This window comes from Streptomyces sp. NPDC048473, from assembly GCF_043200155.1.
Taxonomy (GTDB): Bacteria; Actinomycetota; Actinomycetes; order Streptomycetales; family Streptomycetaceae; genus Streptomyces.
Map to the genome: position 1 here is coordinate 340657 of NZ_JBICXE010000007.1, position 18408 is coordinate 359064.

Consider the following 18408-nt stretch of genomic DNA (forward strand, 5'->3'; position numbering starts at 1 on the left):
GCCGGGCAGGCGCCGTCGCGACGGTCATCAACCTCAGCTCCTCTCTCAGACATGGGTAGGCCCAAAACACCTCGCCGAATACCCTACACGGCCCTGCTGAACGGCAGTTCAGTGGCAGAGCCTGGCCTCGTGCTCGGCATGGCCGCTCGGCTCCAGCTGGAATGTGCAGTGCTCCACGTCGAAGTGGACACCGAGACAGCCCTGCAGTTCATGGAGGAGCTTCTCGTGACCGATCGAGTCGAGCACGTCCTGACGCACCACCACATGGGCGGAGAGCACCGGCATCCCCGACGTGATCGTCCAGGCGTGCAGGTCATGGACGTCCAGCACCCCGGGCAGGGCGGTGATGTGGGCCCGCACCTCACCCATGTCGACGCCCTTGGGTGCCGCCTCCAGCAGCACATTGAGCGTCTCCCTGAGCAGCTTCACCGTGCGGGGGACGATCATCAGGCCGATCACCAGCGAGGCGATCGGGTCGGCGGCCTGCCAGCCCGTGGCCAGGATGATTCCCGCCGAGATCAGCACGGCGAACGAGCCGAGCGTGTCCGCGAGCACCTCCAGATAGGCCCCGCGCACATTGAGGCTGTCCTTCTGCCCGCGCATCAGCAGCGACAGGGAGACCATGTTGGCGACCAGGCCGACCAGGGCGAAGACGATCGTCAGACCGCCCCTGGTCTCGGCCGGGGTGATGAAGCGCTGGATCGCTTCGAAGAGCAGGAAGCCGCCCACGCCGAGCAGGAGCAGACAGTTGGCCAGGGCGGCGAGGATCTCGGCGCGGGCGAAGCCGAAGGTGCGGTTGAGCCCGGCCGGCCGGTTGGCGAAGTGGATCGCCAGCAGCGCCATGCCCAGGCCCAGGGCGTCGGTCGCCATATGCGCCGCGTCGGCGATCAGGGCGAGCGAGTCGGAGAGCAGCCCGCCGACGATCTCCATGACCATCACGGTGAGCGTGATGCACAGCGCGATCCGCAGTCGTCCCTTGTACGCGGCGGCTGCCGTGCCCGTGGGCGGCGGACCGCCGTGTGTGTGCCCGTGGTCGTGCCCTGCCCCCATGGGGACGCCTCCCGGTCGTCTCGCGGACTCGGACGGGATCTGCCCGAGCACTGCCAGTGAACTACGGGTGGGGGGTATCGGGCAACACGGTACTGAACATCGTTGTCATATGCCCTGACCTGCGGAAATGACTGCAGGTCAGGGCTGTGGGGCGGTCATCGGCGGCTCAGTTGCCGCGTGCCTCGGGGTGGTGCAGGCACCAGCCCTCCCAGGCCGACTCGACCATCTCGCGTACTCCGCGCCGGGCCGTCCAGCCCAGCTCCTGGGACATCCGGACGGCGGACGCGACGGCTTTCGCCGCATCGCCGGGGCGGCGCGCCTCGATCTCCGGCTTCTCCGGGCGGCCGCTGACCTCGCCCACCAGATCGGTGAGCTCACGCACCGAGATGCCCTCACCGCGGCCGATGTTCACGGTCAGGTCCCCGGCGCCCTGCTCGGCAAGCCGCCGGGCGACGGCGAGATGTGCGTCGGCGAGGTCCGCGACATGGATGTAGTCGCGGATGCAGGTGCCGTCGGGCGTCGGATAGTCGTCACCGAAGATCCGGGGGGCCTCACCGCGGGTCAGCCGGTCGAAGAACATCGGAATCACATTGAAGACACCGGTGTCCGACAGTTCCGGCGCGGCCGCACCGGCCACGTTGAAGTAGCGCAGACAGCCGGTGGACAGGGAGTGCGCCCTCCCGGTCGCCCGGACCAGCCACTCCCCGGCGAGCTTCGTCTCACCGTACGGATTGATCGGGACACAAGGAGTGTCCTCGGTGATGAGTTCCACATCCGGTACGCCGTACACCGCGGCCGAGGACGAGAACAGGAAGCGACGCACACCGGCCGCGACGACGGCCTCCAGAAGGACGGTCAGCCCGGCCACATTCTCCCGGTAGTACAGCAGCGGCTTCTCGACGGACTCGCCGACCTGCTTCTTCGCTGCGAGATGCACCACACCGGTAACGGCGTACTGAGCCAGTACCCGGTCGAGCAGCGCACGGTCGGCGGCCGAGCCCCGGATCAGCGGAACATCGGCCGGGAGCCGCTCGACGACACCGGTCGAAAGGTCGTCGAGGACGACCACCCGCTCACCGGCCCCCACCATGGACCGCACTACATGTGCACCGATATATCCCGCTCCGCCTGTGATCAGCCATGTCATGCGGGTCAGCCTAGGTCTATGCCGCCGCGTTTTGTCAGCTGAGGCGGGGATCGACGATGATGATCGCGGACGGCGTCGCATGATGCCGGTCCACCCCGAACGGAGCATAAACGGGCAGTGAACTCCCGCTTCCGTTCATCCGATAGCCTCTGCCGACGTGCCGCGGGCCCGCTTGTGGGCCGCATTGTCGCGCGCCGCCCCCGTCAGCACCAAGGAGTGAGTTCGTCTGTCGACCGCCATCCTCACCGGTGCACCGGTACCCGGATCGTCGCTCGTGGACGATCTGCGGTCACTGGGCTTCGACGTACAGATCGCCGCCGATGTGACCGAGGCCGCACGGCTGCTCTCGGCCGTCCCCGCCGACCGCCGCGTCGCACTGGTCGACCCCCGTTTCGTCGGCCATGTCCATGCCCTCCGGCTCGGACTGACCGATCCGCGCTTCCCCGCCGCCACCGTGCCCGGCGCGCTCACCGCGCAGCCGGAGGCGCGCCCCGCGCTCGTCCGCGCCCTGAGCACCACCGCCGAGGCCGTCGGCGCGGGCGTCCCGGCCGGCCAGGGCACGAACACGGCGACGGTCACCGACCGCACCGTGCCGGGCCGCCTCGCCGTCACCATGGACACCGAAGGCACCGCGGTGCAGCGCCCCGAGCTCGGCTCGCTGGTCGCCACCGTGCCGGTCGACGAGCCCGCGCGCACCACCGCGCAGACCGCCGTCGCCGCGGTCGACGACGAAGCGGTACGGCTGCGCAGCGCCGTGAAGGCCCACGACGGCTTCTTCACCACGTTCTTCATCAGCCCGTACTCCCGCTACATCGCCCGCTGGTGCGCCCGCCGCGGCCTCACCCCGAACCAGGTCACCACCGCATCCCTGCTCACCGCGCTGATCGCGGCGGGCAGCGCGGCGACCGGCACCCGCGGCGGCTACATCGCCGCCGGACTGCTGCTGCTCTTCTCCTTCGTTCTGGACTGCACCGACGGGCAGCTCGCCCGCTACTCGCTGCAGTACTCGACGATGGGCGCCTGGCTGGACGCCACCTTCGACCGGGCCAAGGAATACGCGTACTACGCGGGCCTCGCGCTCGGCGCCGCCCGCGGCGGTGACGACGTATGGGCACTGGCCCTCGGCGCGATGGTGCTCCAGGCCTGCCGCCATGTCATCGACTTCTCGTTCAACGAGGCGAACCATGACGCGGTGGCCAATTCGAGCCCCACGGCAGCCCTCTCCGACAGGCTCGACAGCGTCGGCTGGACGGTGTGGCTGCGCCGGATGATAGTGCTGCCGATCGGCGAGCGCTGGGCGATGATCGCGGTACTGACCGCGGTGACCACGCCCCGGATCGTCTTCTACGCCCTGCTCATCGGCTGTGCCTTTGCGGCCTGCTACACCACCGCGGGCCGCCTGCTGCGCTCGCTGACCCGCAAGGCGGAGCGCACCGACCGCGCCGCCCGGGCGCTCGCCGACCTGGCCGACTCCGGTCCCATCGCCCAGATCGTGGCGGCACGGGGCCCCCGGATCAGGGGCGACTGGAGCGCACCGGTGATCGCGCTCGTCGGCGCGGGGGCACTGATCGCCGCCGCTCTGCAGCAGCCGTTCGGCAGCAAGCAGATGATCTTCGCCGCGGTGTTCTACGCGATCTGCTCGGGCGTAGCCGTGGCCCGCCCCCTCAAGGGCGCACTCGACTGGCTCGTACCCCCGATATTCAGGGCGGCGGAGTACTGCACCATCCTCGTTCTCGCCGCCCGCAGCGATGTCCCGGGAGCCCTTCCCGCAGCCTTCGGGCTGGTCTCGGCCGTCGCCTACCATCACTACGACACGGTGTACCGCATTCGCGGCGGCACCGGCGCGCCGCCCCAGTGGCTGGTACGCACGATCGGTGGGCACGAGGGCCGCACCCTGGTGGTGGCCGTACTCGCCGCCGTACTCACTCAGCATTCAGCGTTCACCGTGGCACTCACCGCTCTCGCGGTGGCTGTGGCACTGGTGGTGCTCGTGGAGTCCATCCGCTTCTGGGTGTCCTCCGGAGCACCCGCCGTACACGACGAAGGAGAACCCGCATGATCGGCCTCGTACTGGCAGCCGGTGCAGGACGGCGTCTGCGCCCCTACACCGACACGCTTCCGAAGGCTCTCGTGCCTGTGGGCCCTGAACAGGACGGCGCTGCGAAGACGGTCCTGGACCTGACGCTGGCGAACTTCGCGGAGATCGGCCTCACCGAGGTCGCCGTCGTCGTCGGCTATCGCAAGGAAGCTGTGTACGACCGCAAGGCCGAGCTTGAGGCGAAGTACGGCGTGACGCTCACCCTGATCGACAACGACAAGGCCGAGGAGTGGAACAACGCCTACTCCCTGTGGTGCGCCCGTGACGTCCTGACGCGCGGCGTCATCCTGGCCAACGGCGACACCGTCCACCCCGTCTCCGTCGAGAAGACCCTGCTCGCCGCCCGGGGCAACGGCAAGAAGATCATCCTCGCCCTCGACACGGTGAAGCACCTCGCCGACGAGGAGATGAAGGTCATCACCGAGGGCGACAAGGGAGTGCGACGCATCACCAAGCTGATGGACCCGGCCACCGCGACCGGTGAGTACATCGGTGTCACCCTCATCGAGCCGGAGGCCGCCGCGGAGCTCGCCGACGCCCTGAAGGCGACGTTCGAGCGCGACCCCGACCTCTACTACGAGGACGGCTACCAGGAGCTCGTGAACCGCGGCTTCACCGTCGACGTGGCCCCCATCGGCGAAGTGACGTGGGTCGAGATCGACAACCACGACGACCTCGCGAAGGGCCGTGAGATCGCGTGCCAGTACTGACCCGGCTCATCCCGTCCCCGGTCGTCGTCGACATCCGCCGCGGCGCCCTGAACGATCTGGCCGGCCTCCTCGCCGACCAGCGGATCTCCGCCTCCGGCAAGCTCGCCGTCGCGATCAGCGACGGTTCGGGGCGCGCCCTGCGTGAGCGGCTGGCCCCCGCGCTGCCCGGCGCCCACTGGTACTCGGTCACCGACGGCACCCTCGACTCGGCCGTCAAGCTCGCCGACGACATCAAGGGCAACCGGTACGACGCCGTGGTCGGCCTCGGCGGCGGCAAGATCGTCGACGTGGCGAAGTACGCCGCGGCGCGCGTCGGCCTGCCCATGGTCGCGGTGGCGACGAACCTCGCCCACGACGGTCTCTGCTCGCCGGTCGCGACACTGGACAACGACAACGGCCGGGGCTCCTACGGAGTCCCCACCCCGATCGCCGTCGTCATCGACCTCGACATCGTCCGCGAGGCACCGGCCCGTTTCGTGCGCTCAGGCATCGGCGACGCGGTCTCCAACATCTCCTGCGTGGCCGACTGGGAACTCGCCCATGAGGTCAAGGGCGAGGAGATCGACGGACTCGCCGCGGCCATGGCCCGGCAGGCCGGCGAGGCCGTGCTGCGCCACCCCGGCGGGATCGGCGACGACGCCTTCCTCAAGGTGCTGGCCGAAGGCCTCGTGCTGACCGGTATCTCCATGTCGGTCGCCGGGGACTCCCGGCCGGCCTCGGGCGCCTGCCACGAGATCAACCACGCCTTCGACCTGCTGTACCCCAAGCGTGCGGCGAGCCACGGCGAGCAGGTCGGCCTCGGCGCCTGCTTCGCCATGCATCTGCGCGGTGCGCGCGAGGACTCGCTGCTCATGGCGGTCACTCTGCGCCGCCACGGTCTGCCCGTCCTGCCCGAAGACATCGGTTTCACCGCCGACGAGTTCGTCCAGGCCGTCGACTACGCCCCGCAGACCCGCCCGGGACGTTTCACGATCCTGGAACACCTCAACCTGTCCACCGACCAGATCAGGGACGCGTACGCCGACTATGCCAAGACCATCAGTAGCTGAACTCCGCCCGGTCGTTCACCCGGACGGAGTGAAGGACCGGCGCAGCGGTGAGCACTGGGCCGGGCGTATGTACATGCGGGAGATCTCGCTGCACATAGACCCGTACCTGGTGAATACGAAGATCACGCCGAACCAGCTCACCTACCTCATGGTGGTCGTGGGCGTCATCGGCGGCGCCGCCCTGCTGATCCCGGGGCTGACCGGCGCGATCCTCGCGGTCGTGCTGTTCCAGATCTATCTCCTGCTCGACTGCGTCGACGGAGAGGTCGCCCGCTGGCGCAAGCAGACCTCGATCACCGGTGTCTACCTCGACCGGATCGGCCACTACCTCTGCGAGGCGGCCCTCCTGGTCGGCTTCGGCATCCGGGGTGCGGACGTCTTCCACCAGAACGGCACCTCGACCGATTGGCTGTGGGCGTTCCTGGGGACGCTCGCCGCGCTCGGCGCGATCCTGATCAAGGCCGAGACCGACCTGGTCGACGTCGCCCGCCAGCGCAGCGGACTGCCCGCCGTCAAGGACGAGGCCTCCGTGCCGCGCTCCTCCGGTCTGGCGCTCGCCCGCCGCGCCGCCGCCGCGCTGAAGTTCCACCGCCTCGTCGGCGGCATCGAGGCCAGCCTCTTCATCCTGGTGGCCGCGATCCTCGATGTGGTCCACGGCGACCTGTTCTTCAGCCGCCTCGGCATCGCGATCCTGGCCGGCATCGCCATCGTCCAGACCTTCCTGCACCTCGTGTCGATCCTGGCGTCGAGCAGGCTGAAGTGAGCACCCCCATGAAGCTCGGCGCGGTCATCATCACGATGGGCAACCGCCCCGAAGAGTTGCGCGCCCTCCTCGATTCGGTCGCCAAGCAGGACGGCGACCGGATCGAGGTGGTGGTCGTCGGCAACGGCGCCCCCGTACCGGACGTCCCTGCGGGCGTACGCACCGTCGAGCTGCCCGAGAACCTCGGCATCCCCGGCGGCCGCAATGTCGGGATCGAGGCCTTCGGCCCGTCCGGCGCCGATGTGGACGCCCTGCTCTTCCTCGACGACGACGGACTGCTGCCGCTCACCGACACCGCCGAGCTGTGCCGGCAGGCGTTCGAGGCCGACCCTGCGCTGGGCATCATCAGCTTCCGTATCGCCGACCCCGACACCGGTGTCACCCAGCGCCGCCATGTGCCGAGGCTGCGTGCCTCCGACCCGATGCGCTCCTCGCGTGTGACGACTTTCCTCGGCGGCGCCAACGCCGTACGCAGCAAGGTCATCGCCGAGGTCGGGCCGCTGCCCGGCCAGTTCTTCTACGCGCACGAGGAGACCGATCTCGCCTGGCGGGCACTGGATGCCGGCTGGATGATCGACTACCGCGCAGACATGGTTCTCAACCACCCGACGACCGCCCCGTCGCGGCACGCGGTGTACCACCGCATGGTGGCCCGCAACCGGGTCTGGCTGGCCCGGCGTAATCTGCCCGCGCCGCTGGTCCCCGTCTACCTCGGCGTGTGGCTGCTGCTGACCCTGCTGCGCAAGCCCTCCGGCCCGGCCCTGAAGGCATGGTTCGGCGGCTTCCGGGAAGGCTGGTCCGCGCCGTGCGGAACCCGCCGTCCGATGAGGTGGCGCACGGTATGGCGGCTGGCCAGACTCGGCCGACCTCCCGTGATCTGAGAGGCTCTCCTCTGAGAGCATGGGACGTACGTTTTCTCTACGGGACCTGTCCGCTCCGAGCCGCGCCCGCGACTGGCTGCGCATCTTGAATACGAGAGTTTCATCTGGTGAGTGACACAACCCATGATGGTGCGGTCGCACTGAGCACCCCACCATCCGCCGACGACGGCCTGAGCTCGGCCGAGATGGCCGACAAGTACGGCCTGACGGTGAGCGGCGCCCGGCCAGGGCTCTTCGAATACGTCCGGCAGCTCTGGGGCCGCCGCCACTTCATCATGGCGTTCTCCAGGGCGAAGCTGACCGCCCAGTACAGCCAGGCGAAGCTCGGCCAGCTGTGGCAGGTGGCCACACCGCTGCTCAACGCCCTGGTCTACTACCTGATCTTCGGGCTGATCCTGGGTACCAGGAAGGGGATGACCCTGGAGGTCTTCATCCCGTTCCTGGTGACCGGCGTCTTTGTCTTCACCTTCACCCAGAGCTCGGTGATGGCGGGTGTGCGGGCCATCTCCGGCAACCTCGGACTGGTCCGGGCGCTGCACTTCCCGCGCGCTTCGCTGCCCGTCTCGTTCTCGCTCCAGCAGCTCCAGCAGCTCTTGTACTCGATGATCGTGCTCGCGGTCGTGGCCATCGTCTTCGGCAGCTATCCGGGTCCCTCCTGGCTGCTGATCATCCCGGCGCTGGTGATGCAGTTCTTCTTCAACACCGGTCTGGCACTGATCATGGCCAGGCTCGGCAGCAAGACCCCCGACCTCGCCCAGCTGATGCCGTTCGTGATGCGCACCTGGATGTACGCGTCGGGCGTCATGTTCTCCATCCCGGTGATGCTGAAGGACAAGCCGGACTGGATCGCCAACGTGCTGCAGTACAACCCGGCGGCCATCTACATGGACCTGATCCGCTTCGCGCTGATCGACGGCTACGGCTCGGGGAACCTGCCGGCGCACGTCTGGGTCGTGGGGCTCGCCTGGGCGGTCCTCGTCGGCGTCGTGGGCTTTGTGTACTTCTGGAAGGCAGAGGAACGGTACGGCCGTGGCTGACGACAACACTTCGGGGCGCGTCCCCACCGTCATCGCCGACGATGTGCACATCGTGTACCGGGTCAATGGCGCCGGCGGAGGCAAGGGCAGCGCCACCGCGGCGCTGAGCCGGATACTGCGCCGCGGCAAGGGCGAGTCGCGCGGCGTGCGGAAGGTGCACGCCGTCCGCGGCGTCTCCTTCACCGCCTACCGCGGCGAGGCCATCGGCCTCATCGGGACCAACGGCTCCGGCAAGTCGACCCTGCTGCGGGCCATCGCCGGTCTGCTGCCGACCGAGCACGGCAAGGTGTACACCGACGGCCAGCCGTCGCTGCTCGGGGTGAACGCGGCACTGATGAGCGATCTGACCGGCGAGCGCAACGTCGTGCTCGGCGGCCTCGCGATGGGCATGTCGCGCGAGGAGATCCGCGAGCGCTACCAGGGGATCGTCGACTTCTCCGGCATCAACGAGAAGGGCGACTTCATCACCCTGCCGATGCGGACGTACTCCTCCGGCATGGCCGCCCGGCTGCGCTTCTCCATCGCCGCCGCCAAGAACCACGACGTCCTCATGATCGACGAGGCGCTGGCGACCGGTGACCGCAAGTTCCAGATCCGCTCCGAGCAGCGCATCAGGGAGCTCCGCAAGGAAGCGGGCACCGTCTTCCTGGTCAGCCACAGCAACAAGTCCATCAGGGACACCTGCGACCGGGTGCTGTGGCTGGAAAAGGGCGAACTGCTGATGGACGGTCCGACGGACGAGGTCCTCAAGGCGTACGAGCGCGAGACCGGAAAATAGTCGCTTCCGGGTCCCGTGACACCGAGACGGCCTCCGCCGGAACTCTCCGGCGGAGGCCGCCTGGTGTCCGGATCGTGGACGCCCCGCGGCGCCCAGCACCCCCGGCGGTACGCCCTGCGCAAGATCTCCTCCCGTCGGATGACGTCAATTTCCTTGCGCACGGGGAAGGTTGGCGGGGCAGGATGCGTTGTTCTTGTGCGCGTAACACCCCGACGTATCGATGAGCGTTGTACAACGTAAGCTGTAGCGGTGCTGATTCGTTGCAAGTGGGGCGATACCGCCTGGCCATACGGCCTGCGGGCGTGCTCCGCACTCGGCAGAGCGGGCGGCGTGTCCGGAATGGGATGTTTTGGGTCAGCAGTGTAGAACGGGAGATGTGACGGCTATGACGGAAAATCTCCAGCTCCGAGGTGCTCACGCCGTCCCAGCGCCGGGCGGTCGGTGGTGACCCGTACCCAGCAGGCGCACCCCGATGCCGCCGTGCCCAGCACCCTCGACAAGGCAGCGGACGAGAATTTCCCCGTAGCCCCCTTCTTTCTCCCGCGCGCCTGGCGCGACGACCTGATGGCCGTTTACGGCTATGCCCGTCTCGTCGACGACATCGGCGACGGCGATCTCGCCCCCGGCGGCGCGGACGCCCGCCATCTCGGGCTCGACCCGGCGCAGACCGAGGACCGGCTCGCCATGCTCGATGCCTTCGAGGCCGATCTGCACCGGGTCTTCGACACCGCCGGCGACGGCCCGCGCCACCCCCTGCTGCGCGCCCTGCGCCCCACCGTGCGGCGCTGCGCGCTCACCCCTGAACCCTTCCTCGGCCTCATCGAAGCGAACCGGCAGGACCAGAAGGTCCGCCGCTACGGCACGTACGAGGAGCTCGTCGCCTACTGCGAGCTCTCCGCCAACCCCGTGGGCCGACTTGTCCTGCAGATCACCGGAACTGCCAGCCCCGAACGCATCCGCCGCTCCGACGCCGTCTGCACGGCCCTGCAGATCGTCGAGCACCTCCAGGACGTCACCGAGGACCTCGGCCGCGACCGGATCTACCTGCCCGCGGACGACATGGCCCGGTTCCATGTCCGCGAAACCGATCTGGCCGCCCCGTCGGGGGGCGCATCGGTGCGTTCACTGATTGCGCACGAAGCAGAACGCGCTCGGGAACTGCTGAATGAAGGCACCCCCCTGGTGGGTAGCGTCCACGGCAGGCTCAAGCTGCTTCTCGCCGGATTCGTAGGAGGGGGGCGTGCCGCCCTCACCGCGATCGCGGCCGCCGGGTTCGACGTACTGCCCGGACCGCCCAAGCCCACCAAGCCCAGCCTGCTGCGCGAAGTGGGAGTTGTCTTGCGAAGAGCGCGTAGAGAGGGGTGAGCCGGACCGTGGAGGGACAGACGACGTACATGTCGGCACCGGTACAGGCCGCATACAGTTACTGCGAGGCGGTCACCGGACAGCAGGCGCGTAACTTCGCGTACGGCATCAGGCTGCTGCCGGCCGAGAAGCGACAGGCCATGTCGGCGCTGTACGCCTTCTCCCGTCGTGTCGACGACATCGGTGACGGCGAGCTGGAGCCGGAGACCAAGCGGACCCGCCTGGAGAGCACCCGCACACTGCTGGACCGGATCCGTAACGGCGCGATCGACGAGGACGACACCGACCCGGTGGCCGTCGCGCTCGCCGACGCCGCGCGCAGATTCCCGCTCCCGCTCGGCGGGCTCGACGAACTCATCGACGGCGTGTTGATGGATGTGCGCGGCGCGACATACGAGACCTGGGACGACCTCAAGGTCTACTGCCGCTGTGTCGCGGGCGCCATCGGCCGCCTCAGCCTGGGCGTCTTCGGCACGGAACCGGGCGCTCCCGGCGCCGACCGGGCCGCGGAGTACGCCGACACGCTCGGCCTCGCGCTCCAGCTGACCAACATCCTGCGCGACGTACGAGAGGACGCGGGCAACGGGCGTACGTATCTGCCCGCCGACGACCTCGCCAAGTTCGGCTGCTCGGCCGGCTTCCTCCAGTCCACCCCGCCGCCCGGCGCCGACTTCGCGGGCCTGGTCCACTTCGAGGTACGGCGCGCCCGCACCCTGTTCGCCGAGGGATACCGGCTGCTGCCGATGCTGGACCGGCGCAGCGGCGCCTGTGTCGCGGCCATGGCAGGCATCTACCGGCGGCTGCTCGACCGGATCGAGCGCGACCCCGAGGCGGTGCTGCGCGGCCGGGTCTCGCTGCCCGGCCACGAGAAGGCGTACGTCGCGGTGCGTGGACTGTCGGGCCTCGATGCGCGATACATCTCCCGTCGCACGGCCAGGGGGCGTGTCTGATGCGCCGTACGGACATCTCGCGCACCATGTGCATCACGGAGAGTCGCTTCGATCAGTGGTCAACCCTCTGGTGTACTGACGCGTCCCTGACTGAAGTGACCCGGCGGAAGGAGGACGCATGACGCACGACGCCCCGCGTTCCTCCCGCGCGGTCGTGATCGGCGGCGGACTCGCCGGAATCACCGCGGCCCTGCGTCTCGCCGACGCCGGGCTTGACGTGACCCTGCTCGAAGGGCGGCCCAGGCTCGGCGGACTCGCCTTCTCCTTCCGGCGCGGCGAACTGACGGTCGACAACGGACAGCATGTGTATCTGCGCTGCTGCACCGCCTACCGCTGGTTCCTCGACCGCGTCGACGGGACGCGCCTGGCACCACTGCAAAACCGTTTGGACGTGCCCGTTCTCGATGTCGGGCGCCTCGCGGGCCCCCGGCTGGGACGGCTGCGCCGCAACGCACTGCCGGTGCCGTTCCACCTCGCCGCCGGACTCGCCGGCTATCCGCATCTCTCGCTCACCGAGCGGGCGAGCGTCGGACGCGCCGCACTGGCGCTGGGCCGCCTGGACCCGGACGACCCCGCGCTCGACGCCATCGACTTCGGCAGCTGGCTCGCCCGGCACGGCCAGTCGCCGCGCACCATCGAGGCCCTCTGGGACCTGGTCGGCGTCGCCACACTCAACGCCACCGCGCCCAACTCCTCGCTTGCCCTTGCCGCGAAGGTCTTCAAGACCGGGCTCCTCTCCGAGCCCGGCGCCGCCGACATCGGCTGGGCGAGCGTGCCGCTCGGCGAGGTGCACGACACGCAGGCCCGCAAGGCCCTCGACTCCGTCGGTGTGCGCACCGAGCTGCGCACGAAGGCGTCCTCCGTCACCCGCACGGAGGACGGCTGCTGGATCGTCGACACCGGCAGCGAACGGATCGAGGCGGACACCGTCGTCCTCGCCGTTCCGCAGCGCGAGACCCACGACCTGCTGCCCGAGGGCGCACTCGACGCGCCGGAGCGGCTGCTCGCCATCGGTACATCGCCGATCCTCAATGTGCACGTCATCTACGACCGCAAGGTGCTGCGCCGCCCGTTCTTCGCCGCGCTCGGCACCCCGGTCCAGTGGGTCTTCGACCGCACGGACGCCTCGGGTCTCACCGGACCGGGGCAGTACCTCGCGTTGTCCCAGTCCGCAGCCGACGAGGAGATCGACCTCCCCGTCGCCGAGCTGCGAAAGCGCTACCTGCCCGAGCTGGAGCGGCTCCTTCCGGCCGCCCGCGGAGCCGGGATCAGGGATTTCTTCGTCACCCGGGAGCGCACGGCGACCTTCGCCCCCGCCCCCGGCGTCGGCCGACTGCGGCCCGGAGCCCGCACCCGTGCCCCCGGCCTCAGCCTGGCCGGAGCTTGGACGGCCACCGGCTGGCCCGCGACGATGGAGGGTGCCGTCCGCAGCGGGTTCAGCGCAGCGGACGCCGCGCTCCGGGCGCTCGGCCGCACCCATGAACATCCGCTGCAGGAGGCGGCATGAGCAGTACCACCGGAACAAGAGGAGAGTCAGTGACCCCGGCGAATCCGGCTTTCGACACCGTGGCCGACACCACGGACGTCACCGCGCTTCTGGAGCGCGGACGGGCCCTTTCCACGCCGGTGCTCCGGGCCGCCGTTGACCGGCTCGCACCGCCCATGGACACCGTCGCCGCCTATCACTTCGGCTGGATCGACGCCCAGGGACGGCCCTCCGACGGCGACGGCGGCAAGGCCGTGCGCCCCGCGCTCGCCCTGCTGTCCGCGGAGGCGGCCGGCGCCGCCGCCGAGGCCGGCATCCCCGGCGCCGTGGCCGTCGAACTCGTGCACAACTTCTCGCTGCTGCACGACGACCTGATGGACGGCGACGAACAGCGCCGCCACCGCGACACCGTCTGGAAGGTGCACGGCCCCGCCCAGGCGATCCTGGTCGGCGACGCCCTCTTCGCGCTCGCCAACGAGATCCTGCTGGAGCTCGGCACCGTCGAGGCGGGCCGCGCGGCCCGCCGGCTGACCGTCGCCACCCGCAAGCTCATCGACGGGCAGGCCCAGGACATCTCCTACGAGCACCGCGAGCGGGTCACCGTCGAGGAGTGCCTGGAGATGGAGGGCAACAAGACCGGAGCCCTGCTCGCCTGCGCCTGCTCCATCGGTGCGGTCCTCGGCGGCGCCGACGACCGGACCGCCGACACCCTGGAGGCGTACGGCTACCACCTCGGTCTCGCCTTCCAGGCCGTCGATGATCTGCTCGGCATCTGGGGCGACCCCGAGTCCACCGGCAAGCAGACCTGGAGCGATCTGCGCCAGCGCAAGAAGTCCCTGCCGGTCGTCGCCGCGCTCGCCGCGGGCGGACCGGCCTCGGAGCACCTCGGCGAACTGCTCGCCGCCGACGCCAAGAGCAGTGATTTCGACAGCTTCTCCGAAGAGGAGTTCGCCGCCCGTGCGGCGCTCATCGAGGAGGCGGGCGGTCGCGAATGGACCGCCCAGGAGGCCCGTCGACAGCATGCCGTCGCCATCGAGGCACTGCACCGCGTCGACATGCCGCAGACCGTGCGGGCGCAGCTCACAGCGCTCGCGGACTTCGTCGTCGTACGAAAGAGATGATCACCATCTGCTCCATATGACTCGCAGTCGCCGGCCGGTGCCCGTACCGGGCGCCGGCCGACGGAGACCCCAGCACAGCAGAGGAACAACTGCACGAAGGGGAAGCCATGACAGCGACGACCGACGGAAGCACCGGGGCTGTGAGCCCCCGCGCAGCCTCGGCCAGTAATCCGACCGACACAACCATTGCCGCGGACGACGTACTCGCCGCCGCGCGGCGGGCCGCGGAACGCTCGGTGGAGCATCTCCTCGGCAAGCAGGACGAGCAGGGCTGGTGGAAGGGCGACCTCGCCACCAACGTCACCATGGACGCCGAGGACCTGCTGCTCCGTCAATTCCTCGGCATTCAGGACCAGGCCACCGTTCAGGCGGCCGGCCGCTTCATCCGCAAAGAACAGCGCGGCGACGGCACCTGGGCCACCTTCCACGGCGGCCCCGGCGAGCTCTCCACCACCATCGAGGCGTACGTGGCACTGCGGCTGGCCGGAGACCGGCCGGACGAACCGCACATGGCCCGCGCTTCGGGATGGATCAGGGAACAGGGCGGAATCGCGGCGAGCCGCGTCTTCACCCGGATCTGGCTCGCCCTCTTCGGCTGGTGGAAATGGGACGACCTCCCGGAACTCCCGCCCGAGCTGATGTTCTTTCCCAAATGGGTTCCGCTCAACATCTATGACTTCGGCTGCTGGGCCCGCCAGACCATCGTGCCGCTCACCATCGTCTCGGCGAAGCGGCCGGTACGCCCGGCCCCCTTCGTACTCGACGAGCTGCACACCGACCCACGTCACCCGAACCCGCCCAGGCGACCCGCTCCGGCGGCGAGCTGGGACGGAGTCTTCCAGCGCCTGGACAAGGCGCTGCACGCGTACCACCGGATCGCACCGCGCAAGCTGCGCCGGACCGCCATGAACGCCGCGGCCCGCTGGATCATCGAACGCCAGGAGAACGACGGCTGCTGGGGAGGCATCCAGCCGCCCGCCGTGTACTCCGTCATCGCCCTGCACCTGCTCGGCTACGACCTGGACCACCCGGTGATGCGGGCCGGACTCGCCTCGCTCGACCGGTTCGCCATCTGGCGCGAGGACGGCGCCCGGATGATCGAGGCCTGCCAGTCCCCGGTCTGGGACACCTGCCTCGCCACCATCGCCCTCGCCGACGCCGGGGTCAGCCCCGACCACCCGGCGCTCGTGAAGGCCGCGGACTGGATGCTCGGCGAGGAGATCGTCCGGCCCGGAGACTGGTCCGTGCGCCGCCCCCGGCTCAACCCGGGCGGCTGGGCGTTCGAGTTCCACAACGACAACTACCCGGACATCGACGACACCGCGGAGGTGGTCCTCGCGCTGCGCCGGGTCCGCCACCCCGACACGGCACGCATCGAGGCCGCCATCAGGCGCGGAGTGCGCTGGAACCTCGGCATGCAGTCCCGCAACGGGGCCTGGGGCGCGTTCGACGCGGACAACACCAGCGCGTTCCCCAACCGGCTGCCCTTCTGCGACTTCGGTGAGGTCATCGACCCGCCGTCCGCCGATGTCACCGGGCACGTGGTCGAGATGCTCGCCGTCGAGGGGCGGTCCGGGCACCCCGCCACCCGGCGCGGTATCGAGTGGCTGCTCGCCGAACAGGACGCGAGCGGCGGCTGGTTCGGCCGCTGGGGCGTCAACTACGTATACGGCACAGGGTCGGTGGTGCCCGCACTGGTGGCCGCCGGACTGCCCGTCACGCATCCGGCGATCCGCCGCGCGGTCGGCTGGCTGGAGGCCGTACAGAACGATGACGGCGGCTGGGGCGAGGACCTGCGCTCGTACCAGGAGGACAAGTGGATCGGGCGCGGCGCCTCGACCGCCTCCCAGACCGCGTGGGCACTGCTCGCACTGCTCGCCGCAGGGCGGCGGGACAGCAAGGCTGTTCAGCGGGGAGTCTCCTGGCTCAGCGAGACGCAGCAGGCCGACGGATCCTGGGACGAGCCGTACTTCACCGGCACCGGCTTCCCCTGGGACTTCTCCATCAACTACCACCTCTACCGGCAGGTCTTCCCGCTCACCGCACTCGGGCGGTACGTGTACGGCGAACCGTTCGCCGACCGCACGGGCACCCGCAAGGGGGCCTGATGGGCGATGGTCCGGGGCCGGCCGGCCCCGCAGCACCGCTGCTGATCGCCTGTGCACTCGGCATCGAGCAATTCGCCCTGCGCAGCGGCAGAGGCAGGGCCGGTGACGCTCCGGGCCCGGTGACCGTACTCCGTACGGGCATGGGTCCCAAGGCCGCCGAGGCGGCCGTGTCACGGGCGCTCGGTCAGGACCGGGCGTCCGGCACGGCGGTCCTCGCCTCCGGATTCTGCGCCGGGCTGTCACCCGGCATGCACCCCGGGGACCTCGTGGTCGCCGCCGAGACCCGGGAAGCCGGGGACTCGACGGTCTGCACCGGCGCGGGCCTGCTCGCCGAGGCCCTCGCCAAGGCGGTGCCCGGCCGCACCGTCCACACCGGTCCGCTGACCGGCTCCGCCCATGTCGTACGCGGACACGAGCGGGCCGAACTGCGGGCCACCGGAGCGATCGCGGTGGACATGGAGTCCGCCGCCACTCTTCGCGCCGCCCTGCGCTCCGGGCCGCGCCCGGTTGCGGCCGTACGGGTGGTCGTGGACGCTCCGGAGCATGAGCTCGTCCGCATCGGCACGATACGCGGTGGAATATCAGCTTTCCGTGTTCTCCGTGCCGTCCTACCGGCTTTCTACGAATGGCACCGATCTCTGCTGCTCCCCAGGAGGTGAGCTAGATGGCCATGCCGCTCCGTCAGACCATCAAGGTTGCGACGTACCTCATTGAACAAAAGCTCCGCAAGCGGGACAAGTTCCCGCTCATTGTCGAGCTGGAGCCTTTGTTCGCCTGCAATCTGGCGTGCGAGGGCTGCGGGAAGATCCAGCATCCGGCCGGAGTTCTGAAGCAGCGCATGCCGGTGGCCCAGGCCGTCGGTGCGGTACTGGAATCGGGCGCCCCGATGGTTTCCATCGCGGGCGGCGAACCCCTGATGCACCCGCAGATCGACGAAATCGTGCGGCAGCTGGTGGCAAAGAAGAAGTACGTCTTCCTCTGCACCAATGCGATGCTGCTGCGTAAGAAGATCGAGAAATTCACCCCGTCGCCGTTCTTCGCCTTCGCCGTGCACATCGACGGGCTGCGCGAACGGCACGATGAATCGGTCGCCAAGGAAGGCGTGTTCGACGAGGCGGTGGCGGCGATCAAGGAGGCCAAGCGACGCGGCTTCCGGGTCACCACGAACTCCACCTTCTTCAACACCGACACCCCGCAGACCATCATCGAGGTCCTCAATTACCTCAATGACGATCTGAAGGTCGACGAGATGATGATCTCGCCCGCCTACGCGTACGAGAAGGCACCTGACCAGGAGCACTTCCTCGGCGTCGAGCAGACCCGGGAACTGTTCAAGAAGTCGTTCGCGGGCGGCAACCGGTCCCGCTGGCGGCTCAACCACTCGCCGCTCTTCCTGGACTTCCTGGAGGGCAAGGCGGACTTCCCGTGCACCGCGTGGGCGATCCCGAACTACTCGCTCTTCGGCTGGCAGCGGCCCTGCTATCTGATGAGCGACGGGTACGTCCCGACGTACCGCGAACTCATCGAGGACACCGACTGGGACAAGTACGGCCGGGGCAAGGACCCGCGCTGCGCCAACTGCATGGCGCACTGCGGCTACGAGCCCACCGCCGTCCTCGCCACCATGGGATCGCTGAAGGAATCCCTGCGCGCCGTGCGCGAGACCGTCTCCGGGAACGGGTGACGTCATGACCGCTGGAGAACCGGTCGCACTGGGTCTCCCCGAGCTGCCGGCCCGGCCGCTCGCGATGCGCCGCCACTCGCGGCGCGTCCAGGTCGGGTCGGTGGCGGTGGGCGGGGATGCGCCGGTGTCGGTGCAGTCGATGACCACGACGCGTACGTCGGACATCGGTGCGACGTTGCAG

17 protein-coding genes are annotated in these 18408 nt (G+C 69.4%); 15 read left to right on the forward strand and 2 right to left on the reverse strand.

Translation table 11 applies throughout. From position 1 onward, the window contains the following. Positions 1-108 precede the first annotated feature (108 nt). Positions 109-1050: a cation diffusion facilitator family transporter gene (locus ACGFU7_RS15930; protein ID WP_393696132.1), complete on the reverse strand. Its 942-nt coding sequence runs from the start codon at positions 1048-1050 to the stop codon at positions 109-111. A gap of 166 nt (positions 1051-1216) precedes the next feature. Further along, a complete protein-coding gene (galE, locus tag ACGFU7_RS15935; protein WP_393696133.1) occupies positions 1217-2197 on the reverse strand; it encodes a UDP-glucose 4-epimerase GalE in 981 nt (326 codons plus the stop codon). Positions 2198-2471: 274 nt separating this feature from the next. Between galE and ACGFU7_RS15940 the strand changes: the two genes are divergently transcribed. The 15 genes from ACGFU7_RS15940 to ACGFU7_RS16010 form a co-directional block, all read left to right on the forward strand. Then, positions 2472-4256, forward strand: coding sequence for a DUF5941 domain-containing protein (locus tag ACGFU7_RS15940; RefSeq protein ID WP_393696135.1), 1785 nt, complete (start codon positions 2472-2474; stop codon positions 4254-4256). After that, positions 4253-5005, forward strand: a complete 753-nt coding sequence (locus ACGFU7_RS15945; protein WP_393696137.1) for a sugar phosphate nucleotidyltransferase — start codon at positions 4253-4255, stop codon at positions 5003-5005. The genes ACGFU7_RS15940 and ACGFU7_RS15945 overlap by 4 nt, the downstream gene beginning before the upstream one ends. Next, positions 4993-6054: an iron-containing alcohol dehydrogenase family protein gene (locus ACGFU7_RS15950; protein WP_393696139.1), complete on the forward strand. Its 1062-nt coding sequence runs from the start codon at positions 4993-4995 to the stop codon at positions 6052-6054. The genes ACGFU7_RS15945 and ACGFU7_RS15950 overlap by 13 nt, the downstream gene beginning before the upstream one ends. Beyond that, positions 6032-6817, forward strand: a complete 786-nt coding sequence (locus tag ACGFU7_RS15955; RefSeq protein WP_393696140.1) for a CDP-alcohol phosphatidyltransferase family protein — start codon at positions 6032-6034, stop codon at positions 6815-6817. Before ACGFU7_RS15950 ends, ACGFU7_RS15955 begins: the two co-directional genes overlap by 23 nt. 8 nt (positions 6818-6825) lie before the next feature. Next, positions 6826-7698, forward strand: a complete 873-nt coding sequence (locus tag ACGFU7_RS15960) for a glycosyltransferase family 2 protein (RefSeq protein ID WP_393696180.1) — start codon at positions 6826-6828, stop codon at positions 7696-7698. A gap of 107 nt (positions 7699-7805) precedes the next feature. Continuing rightward, positions 7806-8735: an ABC transporter permease gene (locus ACGFU7_RS15965; RefSeq protein WP_393696142.1), complete on the forward strand. Its 930-nt coding sequence runs from the start codon at positions 7806-7808 to the stop codon at positions 8733-8735. Further along, positions 8728-9513: an ABC transporter ATP-binding protein gene (locus tag ACGFU7_RS15970; protein WP_393696144.1), complete on the forward strand. Its 786-nt coding sequence runs from the start codon at positions 8728-8730 to the stop codon at positions 9511-9513. The genes ACGFU7_RS15965 and ACGFU7_RS15970 overlap by 8 nt, the downstream gene beginning before the upstream one ends. A 444-nt stretch (positions 9514-9957) precedes the next feature. Continuing rightward, on the forward strand, positions 9958-10878 hold the full coding sequence (gene hpnC / locus ACGFU7_RS15975) for a squalene synthase HpnC (protein ID WP_393696146.1): 921 nt from the start codon (positions 9958-9960) through the stop codon (positions 10876-10878). Positions 10879-10907: 29 nt separating this feature from the next. Further along, positions 10908-11828: a presqualene diphosphate synthase HpnD gene (hpnD, locus tag ACGFU7_RS15980; protein ID WP_393696147.1), complete on the forward strand. Its 921-nt coding sequence runs from the start codon at positions 10908-10910 to the stop codon at positions 11826-11828. A gap of 118 nt (positions 11829-11946) precedes the next feature. Further along, on the forward strand, positions 11947-13335 hold the full coding sequence (hpnE, locus tag ACGFU7_RS15985) for a hydroxysqualene dehydroxylase HpnE (RefSeq protein WP_393696149.1): 1389 nt from the start codon (positions 11947-11949) through the stop codon (positions 13333-13335). Further along, positions 13332-14435: a polyprenyl synthetase family protein gene (locus tag ACGFU7_RS15990; RefSeq protein WP_393696150.1), complete on the forward strand. Its 1104-nt coding sequence runs from the start codon at positions 13332-13334 to the stop codon at positions 14433-14435. The genes hpnE and ACGFU7_RS15990 overlap by 4 nt, the downstream gene beginning before the upstream one ends. A gap of 107 nt (positions 14436-14542) precedes the next feature. Further along, positions 14543-16543, forward strand: a complete 2001-nt coding sequence (shc, locus tag ACGFU7_RS15995) for a squalene--hopene cyclase (RefSeq protein WP_393696152.1) — start codon at positions 14543-14545, stop codon at positions 16541-16543. Further along, complete coding sequence (locus ACGFU7_RS16000) at positions 16543-17202, forward strand: 1-hydroxy-2-methyl-2-butenyl 4-diphosphate reductase (RefSeq protein ID WP_393696154.1); 660 nt, start codon at positions 16543-16545, stop codon at positions 17200-17202. Before shc ends, ACGFU7_RS16000 begins: the two co-directional genes overlap by 1 nt. 5 nt (positions 17203-17207) lie before the next feature. Then, positions 17208-18227, forward strand: a complete 1020-nt coding sequence (hpnH, locus tag ACGFU7_RS16005; RefSeq protein ID WP_393696156.1) for an adenosyl-hopene transferase HpnH — start codon at positions 17208-17210, stop codon at positions 18225-18227. Between the two features lie 4 nt (positions 18228-18231). Then, on the forward strand, positions 18232-18408 hold a 177-nt coding region (locus tag ACGFU7_RS16010), incomplete at its 3' end, for a flavodoxin-dependent (E)-4-hydroxy-3-methylbut-2-enyl-diphosphate synthase (protein WP_393696182.1).

Bases quoted from the DNA above. Each gene is read 5' to 3' on its own strand.
- ACGFU7_RS15930 (WP_393696132.1), bottom strand. From the start codon at position 1,050: ATGGGGGCAGGGCACGACCACGGGCACACACACGGCGGTCCGCCGCCC.
- galE (WP_393696133.1), bottom strand. From the start codon at position 2,197: ATGACATGGCTGATCACAGGCGGAGCGGGATATATCGGTGCACATGTA.
- ACGFU7_RS15945 (WP_393696137.1), top strand. From the start codon at position 4,253: ATGATCGGCCTCGTACTGGCAGCCGGTGCAGGACGGCGTCTGCGCCCC.
- ACGFU7_RS15955 (WP_393696140.1), top strand. From the start codon at position 6,032: ATGCCAAGACCATCAGTAGCTGAACTCCGCCCGGTCGTTCACCCGGAC.
- ACGFU7_RS15960 (WP_393696180.1), top strand. From the start codon at position 6,826: ATGAAGCTCGGCGCGGTCATCATCACGATGGGCAACCGCCCCGAAGAG.
- hpnD (WP_393696147.1), top strand. From the start codon at position 10,908: ATGTCGGCACCGGTACAGGCCGCATACAGTTACTGCGAGGCGGTCACC.
- hpnE (WP_393696149.1), top strand. From the start codon at position 11,947: ATGACGCACGACGCCCCGCGTTCCTCCCGCGCGGTCGTGATCGGCGGC.
- ACGFU7_RS15990 (WP_393696150.1), top strand. From the start codon at position 13,332: ATGAGCAGTACCACCGGAACAAGAGGAGAGTCAGTGACCCCGGCGAAT.
- shc (WP_393696152.1), top strand. From the start codon at position 14,543: ATGACAGCGACGACCGACGGAAGCACCGGGGCTGTGAGCCCCCGCGCA.
- ACGFU7_RS16000 (WP_393696154.1), top strand. From the start codon at position 16,543: ATGGGCGATGGTCCGGGGCCGGCCGGCCCCGCAGCACCGCTGCTGATC.
- hpnH (WP_393696156.1), top strand. From the start codon at position 17,208: ATGGCCATGCCGCTCCGTCAGACCATCAAGGTTGCGACGTACCTCATT.